Here is an 18,493-nt window from a genome sequence, read left to right on the forward strand (position 1 = left end):
CGTCGGCTGTCGAGACGACGACGCGGAGTCGGGTGTGTGTTACCCCTGCGTACTGGGCCGTCCGATCCATCACGCACCACTTTTGATACCCTCACCTGAACGTCACCTATGGACGCTTTCGACGACGAGGACGCGGCGCTCGAGACCCAACTCGAGCGCCTCGAGGGCGAGGTCGCGACGCTCGAACGGACGATCCGGGCGACCGACGAGGACGTCGACGCCGAACTTCGGTCCCGGTTCGAGGCCGTCGCGGGCGAGCTACAGGCGGTGCTCGCCGAATCGAACGGCGGCCACGGGACAATAAACACCCGGACCGGGGGGACGATCACGCCGCTGGCCGCCGATCCCGCCGACGTTTCGCTCGCGGATATCGCCCACGCGCTCTCGAATCTCACCCGCTTTACGGGCCACGGGATGGAGTTCTACAGCGTGGCTCGACACGCGGTCCACGTCAGCTACGAGGTGGAAGCCCGCGGTGGCAGCCCCGCCGCCGTCCGCTGGGGACTGCTCCACGACGCCACGGAGGCCTACATCGCCGACGTTCCCGCGCCGGTCAAGCGGAGCCTGCCCGGCTACACCCACGCCGAAGCCGAACTCGCGGCGGTGGTCCGCGAGGCGTTCGGCCTCGACCTCTCGAGTGCGGACGAACGGCTGGTCGATTCCGCCGACGGCGACGTCGGCCGGTACGAACTGGCCGTCCACTTCCCCGACAGCGTCCACGAGAAGCCGGCCCTCGAGTGCGACCCTGCCGATCTGGAGCGACGACTGGGGACCGACAACGGCGACGAGTTGTTCCGTCGACGCGCTCGCGAACTGGGCTACGAGTGAGTCGGTCGCTCGAGTCGGTTCGACTGGTGGGTGACTCGAGTCGGCCCGGCTGGGAAGTCGACTCGAGACCGGCCAGAACGCGGCCTTCGAGACGCGTTTTACAAATCGTTCGGATTTAGTACCCTTCCTGACAGAGTGTGCAGCGTGGCTCGTCCAACGCTCCTCGTCTACTGCGGGCTGCCCGGCGTCGGCAAGTCGATGGCCTCCGGCTACACCGCCGATCGGCTCCCGGCGACGCGGTACCGCAGCGACGAAATTCGGAAGACGCTGTTTCCCGACCCGACCTACTCGTCCGCCGAGAGCGACGCGACCTACGCCGAACTGCTCGAGCGCGCCCGCGAGGACCTCGAGACCGGCTCGGACGTCGTCCTCGACGCGACGTTTCGCACGACCGCCCGCCGCGAGCAGGCGGCCGTCGCCGCTCGCGAGGCCGACGCGGACGTCCGATTCGTCCACGTGACCTGCGCGCTCGAGGTCGTCGAAGACCGACTCGCCGAGCGGACAGATTCGATCAGCGACGCCGAGTTCGAACAGCATCTGCTGCTGCGCGACTCGTTCGAACCGATCGATCGTGACCACGTCGTCGTCGACAACTCGGGGACGATCGAGGAGACCCGCGCACAGCTCGATCGACTGGTGTTGTCCGCGCCGCGCGAACAGTCACAGTCGACTCGGTGAGTACGCGTGCGCAGCCGGCAGCGCGATCGCACAACTGGGGACCACCACTCGCCCAGCACACCGCCACGCGATCGGAACCGCGGCGGCTAAGACGCTACCCTCTCGAGAGGCTACATATCCGATGACGACGATCAAGGACAGCGTTCACGACTATATCGAACTCGATCCGACCGCAGAGGCGCTGCTCGATACCGCCGAAATGCAGCGGCTGCGGTCCGTTCGACAGCTGAGCACCGTCCAACTCGTCTACCCTTCTGCGAACCACACGCGCTTCGAACACAGTCTCGGCGTCTACCATCTCGCCTCGCGTGCGGTCGACCAGTTGGACCTCGAGGCCGACCTCGCGGATCGACTGCGCGCGGCGGCGTTGGTCCACGACGTCGGTCACGGTCCCTTCGGCCACCAGACCGAAGCCGCCATCGAGCGCCACCTCGGCCGTCACCACGACGAGATCGAGTGGCTCCTGACCGACAGCGACCTCGGTGACGTCCTCGAGGCGCAGGGACTCGATCCCGAAGCCATCGCGGCGACCGTCGACGGTCGCGGCCCGCTCGGCGAACTCGTTTCCGGGCCGCTGGACGTCGACCGACTGGACTACCTCGTTCGGGACGCCCACCACACCGGCGTCCCCTACGGCACTATCGACCACGCGCGCCTGCTCTACTCGCTGCGAATCGTCGACGGTGAACTCGCACTCGAGGCCGGCGACGTCGCGACCGCCGAGAGCGCGCTGATCGCCCGGACGCTGATGAACGCGACCGTCTACCGCCACCACGTCTCGCGAATCGCGGGCGCGATGCTCGACCGGGCGAGCGAACGCATCCTCGCCGACGGCGCCGTCGACGCCGACCGATTCGCTCGGCTGACCGACGCCGAACTGCTCGCGACGCTCGAGGACCACGCGCCGACGGCCGACGTCGCCACCCGCCTGCGCGAACGGCGCCTCTACAAGCGAGCGGTCTGGCTCCCCCGCGGCGACGTCCCCGATCGGTTCGTCGGCCTCGAGTACGACTCTACGCGCGACCTCGAGCGCGAAATCGCCGTCGTCGCGGACGTGGACCCCGCGGCCGTCGTCGTCGACAGCCCCTCCGAACCCAGTTCGCCCGAATCCAGGGCTCGCATCGTCGTCGACGGCGACCTGCGGCGACTCGAGGAGCGCTCGTCGCTCGTCGCCGGGCTGGACGCCTGCGCGCGAGAAATTTGGCGACTGGGGGTCTACGCGCGGCCGGATGCGGTCGAATCGGTCCGGGAGGCGGCGGGGGACGTGCTCGAGGTCGACGCCGACGTCGTTCCGTAGTTTCGGATCGGTCGTTGGCTGAGCGTCGCTGCAGTCCGATCGAATCATCTGCGGTGGCGCGCGCTGACGGCGAACCTGAGCAACGCGAGGGGACGCCGTCGACACTGTGCGAGGTCGTCGCGAGTAGTGCGGGATCTTTGATCCCGCAAACCATGCGAACGGGCGCGTAGCGCCCGTGAGAAGGTGCCACGAGCGACTGCGTGGAAGACGCGGAGCGTCTTCCTATGGATGAGTGACCGAGCGACGCGAGGGAACGTTAGCGCGGGACCGAAGGTCCCGCGAACCATGCGAACGGTGCGCGGTTCGGAGTGAACGAAGTGAGCGAGAACCGCGAAGTGAACGGGGAACGGAGTGACCCGTGAACGGGTGCTCCGCACCCGTGAGCAGAAACCGGTTGGGGAGGGCGTGGCGAACCCATGTTGGCAGGGACAGAGCGCTCCTCCTTTCCTCGACCGTAAAAGGAGAACGCAGGGATCGCTACCGTCGAAATCGATCGCGGAAGTCAGTCGTTCTCGAGTGACACTATCACCGGAATGGGAAGCAGTGACTCGATCAAAAAGATATAGTCGTACGGACACAATATGGCGGTATGCCGTCGTTGGACGGTTTCAAAACGTGGTTCGACTACGACATCCTCATCACGGCGTTCGCCGTCGTCCTGGTCGTCGTCTTCGTCGGGCTGGAACGATTCGTCGGGGTGGCAGGACGGCTGCCACTCGAGCGCCCGGCGTTCGCGCTCGCCGTCACGGGTGTCGGTTTCGGGGTGGTCCTCGTTCTGCTCTGGGTTGCGAGCCGACTGAACACGCAGCAGTGATCGATACCGAAGACCCGTTTCGAGTCGATGGCTCGTATCGACGGCGTACCGCCGGTCACTCGCCCGAACCGGGCGTTTCGTTGGCGTCCATCCGTCGTTCGTACTTCTCGAGCGCTTCCTCGAGTGCCTCAGACGCGTCGACCTCGAGCGAGTTCGCGAGCGCGAGCGTCGCAAAGAGCACGTCGCCGATCTCGTCGGTTTCGAGGGTCAGTTCCTCGGGTTCGACACCGTACTCCGTCGACGTGTTCGCGTCCTTCGCGAGTTCGCCGACCTCCGAGACGAGATCGAGCAGGCGGAACTCGGGCGGCGTCTCGAGGTCGTATTCGTCCACGAACGCGGCGACAGCGGCCTGCTGGTCGTCCATACGGCTACGTGAGTTCCCAACGTCAAGAACCGACCGAAACGCGATTAGTCCAACCGAGAACTGGTCGGGGAAGAACAACGACCAAGTAGGGATCGGCCGTACTCGAGTGCCATGACGACCCTCGACGAACTCGAGCGAACCGCGATCGAGGCTTGTGCCGCCGGCGGTGCGTACCTGTGCGACGCCTACCGCGCGGAGGACACGGACGTCGATGCGAGTGCCCACGACGTGAAATCCAGCGCGGATACGGGCGCGGAGCGACGGATTCTCGAGGTGATCCGTGCCGAATTTCCCGACCACCCTATCATCGCCGAGGAGTCGGGCCGCCACGAGGGGTCGGGCGAGTACACCTGGCTCGTGGATCCGCTGGACGGGACGAACAACTTCGAGTCGGGACTCCCGTCGTTCGCGACGGCGGTGACGGTGCTCGAGGGCGCCGATTCCGGCTCGTCGACTTCCGACTCGGAACCCGTTCTCGGCGTCGTCTACGTCCCGCTGCTCGACGATCTCTACGTCGCCACTCGAGGCGGGGACGTCCGACACAACGGGCAGCCGGTCTGCGCGGACAGCGACGCCAACCCCGAGACGGCCACCGCTGTCTCGGTCATTGGCCACGATGTGAAACGCCGACCCGAGCAGGCGGCCGTCTCCGCGTCGATCAACCGGGCGCTCGAGGACCGCTGCAAGCGTCGCCTCGAGAGCTGGTCCCCGACGGTCCACTGGGGGCTGCTCGCCCGCGGGCGACTGGACGGGATCGTCTGCTACCGGCCGGACGCGGAGGAACAGCTGTTAGGTGAGCTGTTTGCGGCCGAAAGTGGACTGCTCGCGGCGAGTGGCGGCGGTGATCGCGCGGGTCGCGACGGCCGGGACAGCGAGGTCCGCGGCGAGTGGTTCGTCGCCGCCGGAAACCGAGCGGTGTTCGACGCGCTCCGCGAGGTCGTCGACGAGACCGTCGAGCGATAAGTGTCTGCGAGCGCGGCTTCTATCTCGTCCTGCCGATTCTGGCACAATACGTTTTACCTCCCCAGCCCTCCGTCCGGGTATGGCCGAAACTACTGCCGAAATCGTGCTGTTCGAGGGCTTCGACGAACTGGACGCGATCGGTCCCTACGAAGTGCTCGAGAACGCCGCCCAGGCCGGCGCCGACCTCGAGACGAGTCTGGTGACCCTCGAGGAGACGGACATGGTGACCGCGAGTCACGACCTGCGCGTCGAGTCCCAGGGAACGCTGGGCCAGCCCGACATCCTGATCGTCCCCGGCGGGGGCTGGACGACGGCGAACGAGGGCGTCCGTGCGGTCGTCGACGACGGAGCGCTGGGCGACGCGGTCGACGAACGGTTCACCGAGGGCTCGACCGTCGCCTCGGTCTGTACCGGTGCGATGGTGCTCGCCGAAGCGGGGCTGCTCGAGGGCCGGCCCGCGGCAACCCATCCGGTCGCGGAGGACGACCTCGAGGCGTCCGCGGCCAACGTGGTCGACGAGCGGATCGTCGACGACGGCGACGTGCTGACCGCGGGCGGGGTCACGTCGGGGCTGGATCTCGCGCTGTGGCTCGTCGAGCGCGAGTTCGGCGAGGAGATCGCGAGCGAGGTGAGTGAGTTGATGGAATACGAGCGCGGCGAAGTGTTCGGCTGAGGCCGCAGCCCTCCGCCGTGAGTTCGACGCCGAGAACACGCGACATCAGTTCCGAGTTCCGCATGCCGTCCCGACTCGTCCCGCGACGAGTCGGCTACGTGACGTTCCTCGGCGCGGCGATCTCCGTGTGGCGGGCTCTTTTTGCTACTCCTCCTGTCCCCGAACTCGATCGAGCGTCACCGAGACGATCGTTCCACGCGGATCGTTGTCGGTGATCTCGAGGTCGCCGTCGAGGAGATCCAGCACGGTCGTCACCAGGTAGAGACCGGTCCCCATTCCCGAGTCGGCGTCGAACCTGGCGTCGGGATCGCTAAGGAGGTGTTTTTGGGAGTCGGGGATGCCGACCCCATCGTCCGCGACGACGACCGTCGCCCGATCGCCCGTCGTCTCGAGTGCAACCGTGATCGACGCGGTGGTCCGATCGGTGTGGACGGCCGCGTTCGAGAGCAGTTGCGCGAATACGGAGCTCAGCGTCGGCGAAGCGGAGACGACGACGGACTCGTTCGGCAGCGCCGTTCGGTCGACGGCGACGGCGTCGCCGAACTCGTGCTGGAGGCGGTCGAGTTCCGTCTCGAGAACGGCGGCGAGGTCGCAGGGCTCGCGTTCGACGTCGATATCGGCGGCGAGGACGTCCATCAGTTCGGCGGCCGTATCCGTGAGCTCGAGGGTGTGCGTCGCGGCCTCGAGCAGCGCCTCGAGGGCCGGTTCGTCTCGGGAATCGACGCCTGACCGGAGCTGATCGCCCCAACCGACGACCATACTCAGGTCGTTACGGATGTCGGTCCTGACGAGTCGATTCAGCAGGGCGAGTCGATGGTTCCTGTCGAGAAGCTGGCGCTGGGTTCGCGCTCGCTCGATCGCGTACCCGATCGTTCGCAGGAGCAGTTCGGCCGTGATCGAGCCCTTGACGAGGTAATCCTGTGCGCCACAACGGATCGCGTCGACGCCGAGATCGCCTTCGTCGTGTCCCGTTAGCACGACGATCGGGACCGACGGTGCACGGTCGACGAGCCGATCGATCGTCTCGAGACCGGCGCTGTCCGGCAGCGTGAGATCGAGCAGGACCACGTCCGGCGATGTGGATCCGACTCGTTCGATGGCCTCTGAGAGCCGACCGACGTGCTCGATCGAACCGATTCTGACCGCAGTTTCGCGCCCCCTCCGCTCGAGTGCGGTCTGGTGCTCCGTGACCAGCCGGTCGACGAACCGAGCGTCGTCGGGATCGTCCTCGACGAGCAGGAGGTCGACCGCACGCAGGGAGTCCATTTCGCACACCATGGGGTGCGATCGTTCTATTAGTTCCGGTGCTAGTCGACGAAGTGTTGCGTTCGGCGGCGCCGAACCGACTCGAGCGAGCTGCCCGATCAGCGCTCCGGAGCGGCCGAGCGACGCGGAACGTTACCCAACGGCGTCGTTTCCCCTCCCGAGCGAATGCGCCACGAGACCGAATAGCTAAGCCCCTGCATTCGGACGTTCTCACATGACTCGTCGCGAACTCGACGTTCCACGGACGACTCATACGGCGCTCGACGCGTTCACGCTGCTTTCGAAGAAGTGGCATCCGGTCGTCGTCGCTGTGCTCCACCACCACGAGTCGCTCGGGTTCAACGGGCTTCTCGAGGCGATTCCTGATCTCTCGGGGAAGGTGTTGACCGACACGCTCGAGGCGTTGCGGGATGCGGGGCTCGTCGAGCGGACGGTCGTCAGCGAGTCCCCGCTCAGAGTCGAGTACGAACTCACCGAGGCGGGGGCGGAGCTCGAGCCGGTCTTCGACGACTTGGGTGCGTGGGGCGAGCGACACCTCGAGGCGGCCACACCGACGATCCTGCTCGCCGATGCCGATCGACGAATTACCGATCTGTACGGACAGTGGTTAACCGATCGGTACACCGTCGCTCGAGCCCACACCGCCGATGACGTTGATCGCTACCTGCGGGAGTCGATCGACGTCGTGGTCTACGACGAGGGGCTTCCGGGCGTCAGCGCAGCCGACGTGCCCGCCGCCGTGGGAGCGGGCTGTCGGACGATCTTGCTCGTCGGCGACCGACCCGAACTCGACCTGCTCGAGATCGAGTGCGACGACGTGCGACGCAAGCCGATCGTCCGCGAGACGCTGCTCGAGGCGATCGACGACCAACTGCGCCGACGGGGAGAGTCGGCCGACGACCGCGAACGCGGCTCGTTGGTTGCCAAGCGGTCGCTTCTCGAGTCAGTGTACTCGCAGGACCACCTCACACGGCAGGCGGCCTACCGCGACCTCGAGTCGCGACTCGAGGCGCTTGTGGACGGGCTCGAGGAGTGACCGACTGAGCCGCCCGCGACCGAACGCTGTCATATCACAGAGGAGATCTGTGTCGCCCTCGAGTTCGGAACGCCACTCATCTGGCGACGAGTTCGTGATCGGTTCGCCGTCGAACTGCTGCGTTCGCTTTTGTCGGGTAGCGGGCGGGCAAGACGGAGTCGACTGTGAGGAAGGTTACTCAACGGTAACGTTCGCGGATACGTTCAGCTCAGATAACCGTTAAGCGGCGATGCAGTGAGCCAACTGTACGAGCGACTCCCGATGAAAGCTACTGAAACGGAACTGGCGGCTGGCGGAACCGACACTGACCGCGTAGAGACCGAACCGATCGTCGGTGGACTCGACGAAAACGTCGCCGGGGCGCTGGCGTACCTCTTCGCGCCGTTTACCGGCTTCGTACTCTACCTCCTCGAGGGAAACAACGAGTTCGTACGGTTTCACGCCGTCCAGAGCATGATCGTTTTCGGCGGGCTGTTTGCGACCGTCGTCGCGCTGCTGATCTTCCAGACGATACTCGTCCAAATCTCGTTCGTCGGCTGGATATTCGCCATCGTGGTGAGTCTGGTCTCGCTGCTCCTCGCGCCGGTTATCTTCGTTCTCTGGCTCTTTCTCATCGTCAAAGCCTACAAGGGAGACCGCTACGGCCTGCCGATCGTCGGTGGCGTCGCCGAGGAGTACGTCTGGGTGGCTGCCGAGGAGTACGTCTGAGTGGCTGCCGAGGAGTACGTCTGAGTGGCTGCCGAGGAGTACGTCCGAGTGATTGCCGAGATTGGCGCGGAAATCCGTTCTCAATAGGTAGGTTACAGTGACGTAACTGATCGGGGTAACTTCCCGGTCAGCTAACTGTTATCTCTGTTGGCCGTTTTCCCGAGTTATGTATCAAGGGTGGCCATAACGTTCATGACGTTCGAGCATTCGAAACCGAGCGGACATGTTCGGCTCCTCGCGGTTTTCTTTTCGGTGTTACTGATCACATCTGTCATCGCTCCGGTCGCCGCGGCTGGTGGCCCTGACGCGGCGGTGGATTCGACGGGCGATACGGAACTTGCCTGGGCGAGTGGTGACTCGACACAGCAAACGTCGACGACTGACGATGGGTTGCGTTCCTCGGACGGGGACGAAGAGCCGGTTGGTGGCTTAACTGCCACCGAACAAGGGTCGACGATATCCGCCACCGATGTGTCGTGTAACCTGACTGTTGAATCCGGTGGGTCTATTCAATCGGCGATCGCCACGGCTGAATGGGGTGAGACGGTCTGCGTCGACGCCGGAACCTACGAGGAGGATCTGTGGATCGACACCGGCGGGCTAACGCTGGTCGCGACGGGGGACGTGACGCTCGTCCCCGACGACGAGACGCTCACCGGTATGCACGTAAACGCCAGTGGCGTCACGGTCAAGGGCTTCGAGATTCGGGAGTTCTCGCGAGGCATTCACGTGGCGTCCGAGACGAGCAACGTCGAAATTCGGAACAATCTACTGACGGCGAACGACATCGGTGCCCACCTCGCGGCGGTCACCGGAACCGTCGTCGACGCCAACACTATCACAGCAAACGCCGAGAACGGAATCGAATTCCATGAGTTTTCATCTCAGGAGGGTGTTGAGATCACGAACAACACGATCACGGACAATGAGTATCATGCGATCAACGCGATCGCCTCGTTGGGCTCGAACGGTGCATCCGGAACCCTCGTCTCCGGCAACACCATCTCCAACAACACCGGCACCGATTCTTCGCCGGCGATCACCTTTGAGCGCTCGAGCGATACGACCATCGTCGACAACGATGTCCGGCACGACGGTCAGATCGGGATCGACATTCGGGACTACTCGTCCGACGCCCTGATCGAACGGAACACGATCACGAACACCCCGCGGGGCATTCACCTCAGTGAGGTCTCTTCGATCGAGATTCGGGACAACGACATCGAGGGACTGTCAGCGTCCGCCATCTGGATGCGAGATTCGAGTTCGATCGATATCGTTGACAACCGGCTTGACGGCAACGGACAGGGAATCACCTCGAGTGGGCTAGATACGCTCCTCGTCGAAACCAATACGGTCTCGAGCGAGGGATCCGACCTCAGTCTGTCCTCGACGACCGACGCGACGGTCCGCGATAACGCGTTCGCTCACGGTGTTGCCATATCGAGTGGGATGAACGAACAGGAACTGATCCACTTCCTCCACGAGTTCGAGGACAACACGGTCGGGGGCGATGAGCTCGTCTACGTACGCGACGTAGACGGCGAGACGATCACCCCATCCAGTCATCCGGACGCCGGACAGATCATCGTCGCGAACTCGACGAACGTGGAGATTTCGAACTTCGACCTCGATGGGACCGTCGCCGCGATTCAACTCGGGGTGACCGAGGGAACGACCGTCGCGCACAACACGATCGCCGACGGTGTCGACGGCGAGAGGGGTGGAATCGTCGATATGGGCTCGACCGGTTCCGTTATCGAGCACAACGACGTGTCGACCGTGCAGTACGGTGTGAAACTGGTCGGTGGATCCGAAAGCGTCGTCCGAGATAACACGGTGAGTGACACGTGGGGTCCTGGCGGGGACGGGTACACCTTCGGGATCCTGACCGAACGATACGGGACGGATCACGCGATTCGCAACAACACAGTTACCGGCACCTACAGCGACGGCATCCACGTCCGACAGGGGGTCGAAAACACGTACGTAGCGGGGAACACCGTCGAGAACAGCGGCCGTGACGGGATTCACGTTCGATGGGGATCGGAGAACGCAACCGTCGTGGCCAACACGATCGCGAACAACGGCGACCGCGGCGTGTACGTCGACGCCGAGGACGTAGTGGTCAGGAACAACAGCATCGTCGGCAACCCCACTGGCGTGCAAAGTGCCGGCGACGAGGTTGACGCCCGCTGGAACTGGTGGGGCGCCGAGAGCGGCCCGAGCGGGGGCGTTGCCGATCCCGAAACCGGAACCGCCGCGAGCGGTTCCGGCGACTCCGTGAGCGCCGAGGTGCGATTCGACCCGTGGACGGAGACCGAACCCATCGACGACGCGCCGCAGTTCGCGGTGTCGGTCGAGGAGACGAACTCGCCGATCACCGCCGGAGAGACGCTCACCATCGATGTCACCGTCGAGAACACCGGCACCGAGGCGGGAACGCAAACGATCGATCTCGAGGCCTTCGACCGCTCGGTCGTCGACTCATTTGAGGACTTGGCACTCGGCCCCAGCGAGAACCACACGGTCACGCTCATCTGGGAGACCGACGCGAGTGACGCCGGCAGCGGTGAGGTGACGGTTCGCAGCGATGACGATGACGCCATGGCGTCGGTGTCGGTCACTCACGACGGCCCCGTGACGATCACCGAGAGTACGGTCATCTCGGCGCCCGGAACCTACCTGCTCGATGCGGATCTCACCGACGATTCGACGGCCATCGAAATTACCTCAAGCGACGTCGTCTTCGACGGGCAGGGCCACACCATCGCTGGCGTTGACGTGGACGGCGACGGACCCCAGTACGGGATTCACGTCAACGGCGCGGACAACGTCACCGTCGAGGACGTGACGGTCGACGGCTGGGACACCGGATTGTACTTCTCGGGGAGCGACGGCGTGGTTGCGGACGTGCTCGTCGAGAACGGAGGCACCGGCGCCGAGTTCGCCAACGCGCACGACAACGAAGTGACGAACCTCACGGTTCGACACACCGAGAACCGGGCACTCACCGTCGGTGGGTTCACACACATTCCGGCGAGCGGGAACATCTTCACGAACGTTACCGCGTACGACAACCAGCAGGGTGGCGGCGGCTTCGATCCGGGTTCGGTCAACCTCGGATGGGCCGCGAGCGACAACGAGTTCGTCGGGGTGAGCGCCTCCGGTGGCGTCGCCGGCATCCGCACGGCCAGCGGTTCGTCCGGAAACACCTTCGTCGACGTCGAAGCCCACGACAACGATCGGTACGGCTTGAACCTCGAGTCGTCGAACGGAGACACGTTCGACATGGTCAACGTTTCCGGCAATGGCTGGCACGACATTCGAATTGGTGAGGGAGGCGGAAACACGCTGACGAACGTGACCGCGGGCGGCGAACACGGAACCGCGATTTATCTCGTCGGCGACCTCTCCGGCGGTCCGGCCGCCAGTCACAACACGTTCGAGTCGGTGACCGTCACCGACACCAGCGAAAATGCCATCGGGCTCAGTAATGCCGACTACAACGAGTTCACCGACGTCACGTACGCGGACAGCGATGGACGCGCGGTTAGCGTCACGAGCCGCTCGGAGAACAACGAGTTCACCGACGTGACCGTCACCGGTGGAACCGCGAGCGCCGCCTACCTGGCGCCAAACGATAACTACGACAACACGTTCACGAACGTCCAGGTCACGGGAGCCCAGGACGGGCTGTCGATTTACGGCGACGGGACGACCGTCACGAACCTGACAGTCGAAGACGTCGGTGGGACCGGCCTCGGCGTCTCCGGTTCGGCAGCCGACAGCGTCGTCTCGGGCGTCACGGTTCGAAACGCAAGCACTGGCGTGAGCATGTTCGGTTCGCCGACGAGCAACACGATCGCCGACCTCACCATCGAGGACACCAACACCGCGATCGTGGTGCGGGGCTTCGACAACATGATCGCCAACGCGACGATTCTCGACAGCGCGACCGGCGTCGAACTCGGTAGCGGTACGAACAACTGGGTCCAGTCGATCACGCTCGGGAACACGATCGTCTCCGCGACCGGTAGCGACGTTCGCCTGAACGCAACGGCCGACCCTGGCGAAGTGCCGACAGGCGTCGACGCAGCTGGCCACTATGTCGAGATCACGAATACGACTGAAGAGGGTGTACTCGACCAGCTACGACTGCACTACGATGCGGATGACCTCGGCGACATTGAAGAAACGTCGCTGCGCGTCTGGCACTTCGACGCTGACGGCGCGTGGCACGCGCCGGCGAACGACACCTTCGTCTCGGGGCCCAACCTCGACGAACAGTTCGTCGGGGCCTACGGCGTCACCGAGTTTTCAACGTTCGGTGTCTTCGGCGAGACCGACGTTGACGCGCCCAACATGGGTGCGCTCGAGGGAACAGTCACTGGCGACGGTTCGCCGCTCGAGGGTGCGCAGGTGCTCGCTTTCGACGCCGACGGCTTCGGTATGCTGGCCGAGACGGATATGGACGGAAATTACGACCTCGTGCTCCCGGTCGGCAGCTACGACCTGGTCGTAAACGCTGAGGGCTATCTCGACGACTCTCTCACCGGCGTCGAAATCGAGGACGGAGAGATGGCGGTCGAGAACGTCGACCTCGAACCGGAACCCAACCCGGGCACGTTGGTCGGCAGCGTGACCGACGACGAGACGGGCAACATCATCAACGGTGCGACGATCTCCGCTGAACACGTCGACACCGGCGAAGTGACGACCGGGTCAACCAGCCACGGAACGTATTCGATCGATCTCATGCCGGGGACCTACACCGTCTCGGTCTCCGCGACTGGATACGAATCGACAACCGCTGAGGGTGTCACGATCGAGGAGGACGAGTCGACCACGCACAACGTCGCCCTCCTCCCGATCCAGCACGCGATCTTCACGCACGACCCCGCGACGGCGATCGTCGGCGAACCGGTGACCTTCGACGCGAGTGCGTCGACGCCGCCCGCCGGAACGTCGCTCACCTACTTCTGGGACTTCACCGACGACGGAACGTACGTGGAGACGACCGACCCAGTGACAACGCACGTCTTCGACGAACCCGGCGACCACGAGGTGTTCCTCGGGGTCCAGGACGACGCGTACGAATCCGCTTCGACGACCCAGACGATCACCGTCGAAGAAGCACCCGAGGCGAACATCGTCGTCTATGGCGCGGACGTCGACCCCGAGCCGCTCCCACACGGTGACACGCTCTCCGTCAATGCCCACCTCTACAACAGCGGGGAGATTGCGGGTAACGAAACGCTCGAGCTCGTCGTCGACGGCGAGGTCGTCGACAGCCAGACCGTCACCGTTCAGACGGGAATCACACAGGGAGCGGCCACGCTCGAGTGGGACTCCTCGGACTTCGAGATGCCGGAGGGCGAGCTCACTGCGTCGGTCTCCCTCTCGCTCAACGGCTTCGACCTCGGGACGCTCCACGTCCAGAACGCCTACACGGACGTGCAGGTGATCGCCGCCTCGTCCTCGGAGACCGAACTGATCGAGGGCGAGGAACTGTCCGTCGTTGGCAGCGTTTATCAGGCGGGGACCACCGAGGGTCCACAGGAGATTGCGCTGAACGCGACGAACCTCGAGACGAACGAGACGACGACCGTCGGAACGCAGACCGTGACGCTCCAGCCGGGGTACTACCACCTGGGTGGGGTGAACATCACCTTCGAACCCGAACCGGGAACCTACGAACTCACGCTCGGTGACCGTCCGGTTGGTATCGTCGAGGTCGAGCCAGCCGAGTCGGACATTCAGGTGATTGCAGCATCCACCTCCGAAGTCGAGCTGATCGCGGGTGAGGAGGCGTACACGATCGGCAGCATCTATCAGAGCGGCAATGTCGAGGGAACGGAGACGATCGAGTTGACGGCGACGAACACCAAGACGGACAATACCAGCATCGTTGGCAGCCAGGAGGTAACGCTCTCGCCGGGTTACTACCACCTGGGAGCGATCAACATCACGTTCGAACCGGAGACCGGCGGAACGTACGAACTCGAGTTAGGTGATCGTCCGGCTGGCACGGTCGAGGTCGACGATGCCGAATCGGACATTCAGGTGATCGCGGCGTCGACCTCCGAAGTCGAGATGGTCGCGGGCGAAGAGGCGTACACGGTCGGGAGCATCTACCAGAGCGGTAATATCGAGGGAACGGAGACGATCGAACTGACAGCGACGAACACCGAGACGGACAATACCACGGTCGTGGGCAGCCAGGAGGTAACGCTCTCGCCGGGTTACTACCACTTGGGAGCGATCAACATCACGTTCGAACCGGAGACCGGCGGAACGTACGAACTCGAGTTAGGCGATCGTCCGGCTGGCACGGTCGAGGTCGACGATGCCGAATCGGACATTCAGGTGATTGCGGCGTCGACCTCCGAGGTCGAGCTGATCGAAGGCGAGGAAGCGTACACCATCGGGAGCGTCTATCAGGCCGGCAATATCGAGGGAACGGAGACGATCGAGCTGACGGCGACGAACACCGAGACGAACGAGACCGAGGTCGTCGGCAGTCAGGACGTGACGCTCTCGCCGGGTTACTACCACCTTGGTGCGCTGAACATTACGTTCGAACCAGAGACGGGCGGAACGTACGACCTCGAGTTGGGCGATCGTCCGGCTGGCACCGTCGAAGTCGAGGATGCCGTCTCGGACATTCAGGTCATCGCCGCGTCGACCTCCGAGGTCGAGATGATCGAGGGTGAGGAAGCGTACACCATCGGGAGCGTCTATCAGGCCGGCAATGTCGAGGGAACGGAGACGATCGAACTGACGGCGACGCACAACGAAACCGGCGACACAGAAGTCGTGGGCAGCCAGGAGGTCACGCTCCAACCTGGCTACTACCACCTGGGAGCGATTAACATCACGTTCGAACCGGAGACCGGCGGAACGTACGAACTCGAGTTGGGTGATCGTCCGGCTGGCACCGTCGAAGTCGAAGACGCGATCTCGGACATTCAGGTGATAGCGGCTTCGCCGGACGGATACAACCTTACCGTCGGTGAAGAAGTCAACGTCATCGGGAGCGTCTACCAGGCGGGGAACGTCGAAGGAACCGAGGAGATCGAACTGACGGCGACGCACACGGAGACAGGTAACACGACCTCGGTTGGCAGCCAGGAGGTGACGCTCTCGCCGGGGTTCTACCACCTTGGTGCGCTCAACGTCACGTTCGCACCCGACGAGGCGGGCACCTACGACCTCGAGTTGGGTAACCGAAGCGCCGGTTCCGTCGTCGTCAACGAGTCGCTCTCGGACATACAGGTCGTCGGTGCCTCGGTCGCCGATGTGGAACTGATCGAGGGTGAGCAGACCCACGTGATCGGCAGCATCTACCAGGCCGGTGAGGAAGGCGGAACCGAGACGATCGAACTGACGGCGACGCACAACGAGACCGGCGAGACGGAGGTCGTGGGCAGCCAGGACGTCACGCTCTCGCCCGGCTTCTACCACCTGGGCGCGATTAACATTACGTTCGAACCCGAAGCGGCGGGAACGTACGACCTCCAACTCGGCGACCGCGATGCGGGATGGGTCGAGGTCGAGGAGGCGGTCTCTGACATCCAGGTAATCGCGGCGTCGACCTCCGAAGTCGAGATGATCGAAGGCGAGGAGGCCTACACCATCGGCAGCATCTACCAGAGCGGCAATATCGAGGGCACCGAGACGATCGAACTGACCGCGACGCACACCGAATCCGGCGAGACGACGACCGTCGGCAGTCAGGACGTGACCCTCGAGCCCGGCTACTATCACTTGGGGGCGCTCAACATCAGCTTCCAGCCCGATATAGCAGGAACGTACGACCTTGAACTCGGTGGGCGCGCTGCGGGCACGGTCGAAGTCGAACCGGCTGTCTCGGACATCCAGGTGATTGCGGCCTCCACCAGCGACGTGGAGATTGCGCTCGGACAGGAGACGTACGTCATTGGAAGCATCTATCAGGCCGGCACCGTCGAGGGAACCGAGGAACTCGAACTCACGGCGACACACGACGAAACCGGCGAAACCGAAGTGGTCGGTAGCCAGACAGCTACGCTCGCACCCGGCTACTATCACCTCGGTGCGCTCAACGTCACGTTCGAACCCGGCCAGACGGGTACCTACACCCTCGAACTCGGTGATCGCACCGCCGGAACGGTCGATGTCGTCGAACCCACCGTTGATCCATCGATCACGGACGTCGCAGGTCACTCGAGCGGCTACGACGTCGACCTCGAGGCCGACGTCGTCTACACGAGCGAGAACGCGCCCGTCGAGATCGACGTCGAGTCGGATCTCGATATCGAGTCGGTGACGCTGCTCGTCTCCTCGCTGCAGACGACGTACTCGATCAGCGCGGACGCGGAACACAACGGTGGCAATAGCTGGAGTGTCGAGGTTCCCGTCGACGACATCCCCGACGACGGGGTCTACGAACTCTCCGTCGTGGCCGTCGACGCGGTCGGAACCGGCGGGTTCGCGGACGCTTCGGAGCGCTTGGTGATTGACCGCGAGGAACCGGGGACCTCAGTCACGCTCGAGGGCGTTGACGGCGAAGACGCGACGGTCGTGATCGAGAGCGACGAACCGCTGACGGGTGCCCCAACCGTCTCGGCCGAGCTCGTCGAGCCCGACGGCTCGACCAGCGACGTGCCGGTCACGATCGAGAGCGACGACGGCACCGGGACACTGTTTACGGGCACGCTCGAGTTCGACGAGTCGGGCAATTACACCGTCACCGTGGCCGGAACCGATCGCGCTGGAAACGTGGGCGAAGACACAGCATCGGTCGTCGTCAACACGGCGTTCACGCTCGGCGACGGAGAGATCATCGTCGCCGACACCGGCACCTCGATCGCCTTCGACCTGATCGACGACGTCGACGACGCCATCGCAACACAGGAGCTGTACGTGGCGCTCTCCGAGAACTCGTTGAACACCGACCTCGATGGTGGGAAACTCGGCGTCGGCTTCCTGACTGCAGACCTCGACGACTTCATCAACCACCAGCTCGGCGAAGAGGACGGGTTGATCGAGAGTGCGACGATCACGATGGCGATCGACGACGGCGCGTTGCCGGACGGCACCGACGCGACCGACGTGAGCCTGTATCACTACGAGGGTGACAGCACGTGGGATCCCGTCGACTCCGAAGTCATCGACGTGGGCGGCGATCCGTTCGTGACCGCCACGGTTCCTGGCTTCTCAACCTACGGCGCGCTCGTCTCCGACGAGCAGGACCCGGTCGTCACGAGTGTCAGTCCGTCCGACGGCTCGACGCTTGCGGCCGGCACGGACGAGACGACCGTGCGCTTCGAGTACGAAGACGACCTCTCGGGCATCGACGTGGGGGCGGTGACGCTCACCCTCGACGGCACCGATGTCACGATCGCCGACGGAACACAGATCACGTCGGCGTACGCCGAACACACGTTCGCCGTGGTTGACGGCGATTCCCACACCGTCGCCGTGACAGTCGTCGATGAGGCGGGGAACGAAGCGAACGCGATGACGAGCTTCACCGTCGGAGACGATTCCAGTTCGTCACCGACTCCGGCACCACTACCGTCTCCATCGCCGGATCCCGAGGACGACGCAGGTGATGACGATTCGACCGACAGCGATGTGACTGATGATGACGACGGGACGGCTGACGACCCGGATGGCAAAGAGGACGGCTCGGATGACGGTACCGCCGAAATAGAGGATGGCTCGGATGACAGTGCTGCCGAAACAGACGACGATTCTGACGCCGGGAGAGACGACGGCGATGCAGGTGACGAGTCCGGCGACGGAATCCCCGGATTCGGACTCGTGGCAGCCCTCGTTGCACTCCTCGCTATCGCGCTGTTCCGAACTCGGTAACGCCG

At 64.2% G+C, this 18,493-nt stretch carries 11 protein-coding genes; 9 read left to right on the top strand and 2 right to left on the bottom strand.

Annotated features, from left to right (window positions below):
• Nucleotides 1-108 precede the first annotated feature (108 nt).
• The 4 genes from ACSFDB_RS19240 to ACSFDB_RS19255 all read left to right on the top strand — a co-directional run bounded on the left by ACSFDB_RS19240 (nucleotide 109) and on the right by ACSFDB_RS19255 (nucleotide 3,617).
• Nucleotides 109-828, top strand: a complete 720-nt coding sequence (locus ACSFDB_RS19240) for a hypothetical protein (RefSeq protein WP_440772516.1) — start codon at nucleotides 109-111, stop codon at nucleotides 826-828.
• A gap of 144 nt (nucleotides 829-972) precedes the next feature.
• Entirely contained in the window at nucleotides 973-1,506 is a 534-nt protein-coding gene (locus ACSFDB_RS19245; protein ID WP_440772517.1) for a P-loop nucleotide/nucleoside kinase family protein, read from the top strand.
• 121 nt (nucleotides 1,507-1,627) lie between these two features.
• Nucleotides 1,628-2,803: an HD domain-containing protein gene (locus ACSFDB_RS19250; protein ID WP_440772518.1), complete on the top strand. Its 1,176-nt coding sequence runs from the start codon at nucleotides 1,628-1,630 to the stop codon at nucleotides 2,801-2,803.
• 589 nt (nucleotides 2,804-3,392) lie between these two features.
• The gene (locus tag ACSFDB_RS19255; protein WP_440772519.1) at nucleotides 3,393-3,617 is read left to right on the top strand and encodes a hypothetical protein; all 225 of its coding nucleotides are present in this window, start codon (nucleotides 3,393-3,395) and stop codon (nucleotides 3,615-3,617) included.
• Between the two features lie 55 nt (nucleotides 3,618-3,672).
• Here the strand turns inward: ACSFDB_RS19255 and ACSFDB_RS19260 are convergent, their stop codons facing one another.
• Nucleotides 3,673-3,981, bottom strand: a complete 309-nt coding sequence (locus ACSFDB_RS19260) for a MazG nucleotide pyrophosphohydrolase domain-containing protein (protein ID WP_440772520.1) — start codon at nucleotides 3,979-3,981, stop codon at nucleotides 3,673-3,675.
• Nucleotides 3,982-4,092: 111 nt separating this feature from the next.
• Between ACSFDB_RS19260 and ACSFDB_RS19265 the strand changes: the two genes are divergently transcribed.
• Nucleotides 4,093-4,944, top strand: a complete 852-nt coding sequence (locus tag ACSFDB_RS19265; protein ID WP_440772521.1) for an inositol monophosphatase family protein — start codon at nucleotides 4,093-4,095, stop codon at nucleotides 4,942-4,944.
• Between the two features lie 79 nt (nucleotides 4,945-5,023).
• A complete protein-coding gene (locus tag ACSFDB_RS19270) occupies nucleotides 5,024-5,617 on the top strand; it encodes a DJ-1/PfpI family protein (protein ID WP_440772522.1) in 594 nt (197 codons plus the stop codon).
• Nucleotides 5,618-5,761: 144 nt separating this feature from the next.
• On the opposite strand, the gene ACSFDB_RS19275 is transcribed toward ACSFDB_RS19270, so the two are convergent.
• Complete coding sequence (locus ACSFDB_RS19275) at nucleotides 5,762-6,883, bottom strand: sensor histidine kinase (protein ID WP_440772523.1); 1,122 nt, start codon at nucleotides 6,881-6,883, stop codon at nucleotides 5,762-5,764.
• Nucleotides 6,884-7,097: 214 nt separating this feature from the next.
• Here ACSFDB_RS19275 and ACSFDB_RS19280 point away from each other — a divergent pair, with 214 nt between their 5' ends.
• From ACSFDB_RS19280 to ACSFDB_RS19290, 3 genes are all read left to right on the top strand, one after another.
• The gene (locus tag ACSFDB_RS19280; protein WP_440772524.1) at nucleotides 7,098-7,919 is read left to right on the top strand and encodes a winged helix-turn-helix transcriptional regulator; all 822 of its coding nucleotides are present in this window, start codon (nucleotides 7,098-7,100) and stop codon (nucleotides 7,917-7,919) included.
• Nucleotides 7,920-8,153: 234 nt separating this feature from the next.
• Nucleotides 8,154-8,627, top strand: coding sequence for a DUF4870 domain-containing protein (locus ACSFDB_RS19285; protein ID WP_440772525.1), 474 nt, complete (start codon nucleotides 8,154-8,156; stop codon nucleotides 8,625-8,627).
• A gap of 192 nt (nucleotides 8,628-8,819) precedes the next feature.
• Nucleotides 8,820-18,488 (top strand): right-handed parallel beta-helix repeat-containing protein, encoded by a 9,669-nt coding sequence (locus ACSFDB_RS19290; RefSeq protein ID WP_440772526.1) that lies wholly within the window; start codon nucleotides 8,820-8,822, stop codon nucleotides 18,486-18,488.
• Nucleotides 18,489-18,493 lie beyond the last annotated feature (5 nt).

Origin of the sequence: Natronorubrum amylolyticum (genome assembly GCF_052040145.1) — an archaeon.
GTDB lineage: Archaea > Halobacteriota > Halobacteria > Halobacteriales > Natrialbaceae > Natronorubrum.